At 73.7% G+C, this 5,707-nt stretch carries 1 protein-coding gene; it reads left to right on the top strand.

Translation table 11 applies throughout. The annotated features are described in order from the left end of the window. The first annotated feature begins 31 nt into the window (after positions 1–31). A complete protein-coding gene (locus tag STRCI_RS05430) occupies positions 32–5,623 on the top strand; it encodes a type I polyketide synthase (RefSeq protein ID WP_418953309.1) in 5,592 nt (1,863 codons plus the stop codon). Positions 5,624–5,707: the final 84 nt, after the last annotated feature.

Below are 5,707 nucleotides of genomic sequence, written 5' to 3'. Positions count from 1 at the left end.
CACCCCGCTCCGGACCCCGACCCCCAGCACAGTGGAGATGTCGACGATGGCGCAGAACGAAGCGAAGGCGCAGAACGAAGCGAAGCTCCTCGACTACCTCAAGCGGGTCACCACCGACCTGCGCCAGACGCAGAACCGCCTGGCCGCCGCGGAGGAGAAGGACCGCGAGCCGATCGCCATCATCGGCATGGCCTGCCGCTACCCCGGCGGCATCGGCTCGCCCGAGGAGCTGTGGCAGCTCGTCGCCGACGGCCGCGACGCCATCGGCGCACTCCCCGACAACCGCGACTGGGACCTGGACCACCTCTACGACCCGGACCCCGACCGGCACGGCAAGACCTACGTCCGCGAAGGCGGCTTCCTCCACGACGCCGACCGCTTCGACGCCGCGCTGTTCGGGATCTCCCCGCGCGAGGCGCTGGTGATGGACCCGCAGCAGCGGATCCTGCTGGAGGTCGTCTGGGAGGCCGTCGAACGCACCGGCATCCCCATCACCTCCCTGCGGTCCACCGCCACCGGCGTCTTCGTCGGCTGCAACCCGCTGGACTACCGCTCCGGAATCCACCAGGTCCCCGAGGGCTTCGAGGGCCACCTCGTCACCGGCAGCGCCAGCAGCATCGTCTCCGGCCGGATCGCCTACACCTTCGGCCTCGAAGGCCCCGCCGTCACCCTGGACACCGCCTGCTCCTCCTCGCTGACCGCCCTGCACCTCGCCGCACAGTCCCTGCGGCGCGAGGAATGCGGCCTCGCTGTCGCCGCGGGCGTCGCCATCATGTCCACCTCCGACGAGTTCACCGGCTGGAGCCGACAGCGCGGACTCGCCGCCGACGGCCGCTGCAAGGCGTTCGCCGCCGACGCCAACGGCATGGGACTCGCCGAGGGCGCCGGTGTACTGCTGCTGGAGCGCCTCTCCGACGCCCGCCGCAACGGCCACCGCGTCCTGGGCCTGCTCAAGGGCTCCGCCCTCAACCAGGACGGCGCCTCCAACGGCCTCACCGCCCCCAGCGGTACGGCACAGCAGCGCGTCATCCGGCAGGCGCTCCTCAACTGCCGCCTCAACCCCTCGGACGTGGACGCCGTGGAGGCGCACGGCACCGGGACCCCGCTCGGCGATCCCATCGAGGCCCGGGCCCTGCTCGCCACCTACGGTCAAGACCGGGAAGCCGAACGGCCGTTGTGGCTCGGCTCGATCAAGTCGAACATCGGGCACGCGCAGGCCGCCGCGGGGATGGCGGGCGTCATCAAGATGGTGATGGCCATGCGGGCCGGCGTCCTGCCCCGCACCCTGCACGTCAACGAGCCCACCCCGCACGTCGACTGGGACTCCGGTGCCATCTCCCTGCTCACCGAACCCACGCCATGGCCCGAGACGGGACGCCCGCGGCGCTCCGCCGTGTCCGCGTTCGGGATCAGCGGGACCAATGTGCATGTGGTGTTGGAGGGGGCGCCGGAGGAGGCGGCGGATCGGGAGCCCACCGGTTCGGGGAGCGGAGTGCTCCCGTGGGTGCTGTCGGCCGGTTCCGAGGACGCGCTCCGAGGGCAGGCCGAGCGGTTGGCGTCAGCGGTGGGGGCGCTCGATCCGGTGGATGTGGGCTGGTCGTTGGCGATGGGCCGGGCCGGGCTGGGGCATCGGGCGGTGGTCTGGGGCTCGGATCGCGAGCAGCTGACGGCGGGGCTGGGCTCCATGGGGTCCTCAGGTGGTCTCGTGGACGGTCGCCTCGCGGTGCTGTTCACCGGCCAGGGATCGCAGCGGCCAGGCATGGGCGCGGAACTGGCCGCGGAATTCCCCGTGTTCGCGCGGGCCTTCCAGGAGACGTGCGCCGCCTTCGAGGGCTTGCTGCCGGGATCGTTGGCGGAGGCGCTGTCGGCGGACACGACGGGACTGCTGGACCGGACGGTGTTCACGCAGGCAGGGCTGTTCGCGTTCGAGGTGGCGCTCTATCGACTGGCCGAATCCTGGGGTGTGCGACCGGACTTCGTGATGGGCCATTCGATCGGTGAGCTGGTTGCCGCGCATGTGGCGGGGGTGTTCTCGCTGGAGGACGCCTGCCGTCTGGTGGCGGCGCGCGGCGGGCTGATGCAGGCGCTCCCGGAGGGCGGGGCGATGCTCGCGGTGCGGGCCACCGCGCCCCAGGTCGAGGATGTCCTCGCCTCCCTCGGCGGCGCGGTGGAGATCGCCGCCGTCAACGGGCCCGCGGCACTGGTCGTCTCGGGGCCCGAGGGCGATGTCGAGGCGGTGCGGGAGCGCTTCGGGCTGGCGGGGATCAAGTGCCGACGGCTGCCCGTCTCGCACGCCTTCCACTCCTCGCTGATGGAGCCGATGCTCGCGGAGTTCGAGCGGGTCGCCGCCGATGTCTCCTACGGCGAGCCGCGGATCGCCGTGGTGTCGAACCTGTCGGGACAGGCCGCGGGTGAGGAGATACGCACCCCCGCCTACTGGGTGCGGCAGGTCCGGGAGGCGGTGCGCTTCGCGGACGGGATCGCCTGGCTGACCGAGAGCGGAGTGGGCAAGTTCCTTGAGCTGGGCCCGGACGCGACGCTCACCGCGATGGGCACGGAGTGCGCGGCGGGCCTGTTCGTGCCGGCCACGCGCCGGGGCCACGACGAGGTCGACACCTTCACCCGGGCCGTCTCCCGCCTGTGGGCGAGCGGCGTGGACGTCGACTGGGCCGCCCTCTTCGACGGACGCGATCCGCACCACGCCGACCTCCCCACCTACGCCTTCCAGCACGAGCGCTACTGGCTCCAGGTCCACGGAGGTTCCGGGGACCCGGCCGGGCTCGGACTGGATGAGGCCGCGCACCCCCTGCTCGGCGCGGCCGTGTCGCTCGCCGCCGACGGCGGAGTGGTTCTGACCGGCCGCCTTGCCACCCGCACGCACCCTTGGCTCGCGGACCACTCTGTCACGGGCACAACTCTCTTCCCCGGCACCGGATTTGTGGAGCTGGCGATCCGGGCGGGTGACGAGGTCGGCTGCGCCCACCTCGCCGAACTCACCCTCCAGGCACCGCTGATCCTCCCCGAGCAGGACGGAGTTCAGATCCAGGTCGTGGTCGAGGCCGCCGACGAGGAAGGGCAGCGCCCCCTCGGCATCTACTCCCGCGCGGAGAATTCGACCCCGGACACCCCCTGGACCGCACACGCCGAAGGCACCCTGACCGGCGCCCGCTCCACCACCCCCGCCGACCTCACCGCCTGGCCGCCGCCCGGCGCCGAAGCCGTGGACGTCACCGGCTTCTACGCTCGGGCCGAAGCCGCCGGCTACGGCTACGGCCCCGCTTTCCAGGGCATGACCGCCGCCTGGCGCCGAGGCGACGAGGTCTTCGCCGAGGTCACCCTCCCCGAGGCCGCCCGCACGGACGCCGACGCCTACGGCCTGCACCCGGCCCTCCTCGACGCGGCCCTGCACCCGCTCGGTGTCCTCGCCGACGCCGAGACCCACACCATCCGCGTCCCCTTCGCCTGGCGCGACGTCACCCTGCACGCCGCCGGAGCCGGACAGGTACGGGTCGCCCTCACCCCCGGTGGCGCGGACGGCGCGTCCCCGACGGTCACCGTCGCCGACGCGACCGGCCGACCGGTGCTCACCGCCGCTGCCCTCGCCCTGCGACCGCTGAGCGCCGAACAGCTCCCGGCCGCGTCCGTCCACGGCGACCGGCTCTTCCGCCTCGACTGGCGGCCCCTCGAAGCCACCGTGCCCGAGTCCCTCCACGACGAGCCCTGGGCTGTCCTCGGCGCCGATCCGTCGGCACTCGCGGCGGAGCTCCAGTACGCCGGTACGGCTGTCTCCGCCTACGACGACCTCGCCGCCCTCACCGCCGTACTCGACGCGGGCGTCCCCGCGCCCCCCGTGGTCCTGCTGCCCTGCGCCGCACCCGGTGGCCCCACCACGCACGACGCCGAGACCGCGCACGACGCCGTCCAGCGCACCCTCGTCACCCTGCGGGAGTGGCTCGCCGATCCCCGGCTGGCCGAGACCCGGCTCGTGGTCGTCACCGCGGGCGCCGTCGCCACCCGTACCGGCGAGGACGTCACCGATCTCGCGCACGCCCCGCTGTGGGGGCTCGTGCGCACCGCGCAGACCGAGCACCCGGACCGCTTCCTCCTGGTCGACACCGGGGACACCCCGGACGCCGAGCTGCTCACCGACGCCGTACGGGCCGCGATGGCCGCCGGTGAGCCGCAGGCCGCGCTCCGCGAGGAGCACGTCCTCGTACCGCGGCTCGCCCGCTGGACGCCGACCGGTGACGGGAACCGCGCGACCCCCTGGCGAGCCGACGGCACCGTGCTCATCACCGGCGGTCTGGGCACCCTCGGCACCCTGGTCGCCCGGCACCTGGCAGGGGAACACGGAGTACGGCGGCTCTACCTCACCAGCCGGTCCGGCGCCGACGCCCCCGGAGCGGCCGCGCTCGTGGCCGACCTCGCCCGGCTGGGCGCGGACGCCGAGCTCATCGCCTGCGATGTCGCCGACGCCGGAGAGCTGGCCGCCCTGTTCGACAAGATCCCCGCGGAGCACCCGCTGACAGCGGTGGTGCACGCCGCCGGAGTCATCGACGACGCCGTCCTGTCCGCACTCACCCCGCACCAGGTGGAGGACGTGCTGCGCCCCAAGCTGGACGCGGCCCTCACCCTGCACACCCTCACCCGCGGCATGGACCTCTCGGCCTTCGTCCTCTTCTCCTCCACCGCGAGCGTCTTCGGCGGCCCGGGACAGGCCAACTACGCGGCGGGGAACGCCTTCCTGGACGCCCTCGCCCACCACCGCCGGGCGCACGGACTGCCCGCCACCTCCGTCGCCTGGGGCCTGTGGGCCGAGAGCAGCGGGATGACCGGCCGCCTCGACCGGGCCGACCTGGACCGCATCACCCGCTCCGGACTCGCCCCGCTCTCCTCCCCGGCCGCCCTCGGCCTCCTCGACACGGCGAGCGCGAGCGACGACGCCCTGCTCGTCGCCGTCGAGATCGCCACGGCCGCCCTCCGACGCAACGCCCAGGCCGGCCTGGTGCCCCCGATCCTGGGCGGCATCGTCCCCACCCCGCAGCGCCGCGCCTCCGCCCGGCCGAGCGACGACGGACCCACGCTCGCCCAGCACCTCGCGGGCAAGAACCCCAAGGAACGCCTGGCCTTCCTCCAGGAACTGGTCCGCGGCCACGTGACCGAAGTGCTGGCACACGGCAGCTCCGTCGCCCTCGACGCCGACCGCGACTTCTCCGACCTCGGCTTCGACTCGCTCACCGCCGTCGAACTCCGCAACCGGCTCGCCGGAGTGACCGGCCTGCGCCTGCCCACCAGCCTTGTCTTCGACTACCCGAGCCCCCGCGCGCTCGCCGCCCACCTCGACAGCCGGCTCGCACCCGACGACACCGCGCGCACCACCGCCCTGGCCGAACTGGAACGCCTGGAGACCGCCCTCACCGCCCGACCCCCCACCCCCGAGGGCCGGACCGCGCTGCTCAAGCGGCTCCAGTCGCTGGTCTGGCGGCTGGAGTCGGACGGGGACGGCGACCGCGCCGAACCCGCCGACGGCACGGCGCGGGAGGCCAGCCCCGCACGCTCCCTCGACAGCGCCTCCGACGACGAGATGTTCGCCCTGATCAACAAGGAACTCGGTCTCGGCTGACGCCCCCGCCCCGCCCCCACCCGTCCCCCCGACCCACACCTCGCCTGGAGACGAAGGCAGATGTCCGGCAACGAAGCCAAGCTC

It is taken from the genome of Streptomyces cinnabarinus (genome assembly GCF_027270315.1).
Lineage (GTDB): Bacteria > Actinomycetota > Actinomycetes > Streptomycetales > Streptomycetaceae > Streptomyces > Streptomyces cinnabarinus.
The sequence above is the reverse complement of the archived record's forward strand: the minus strand, read 5'-3'. Positions and strand labels throughout refer to the sequence as shown.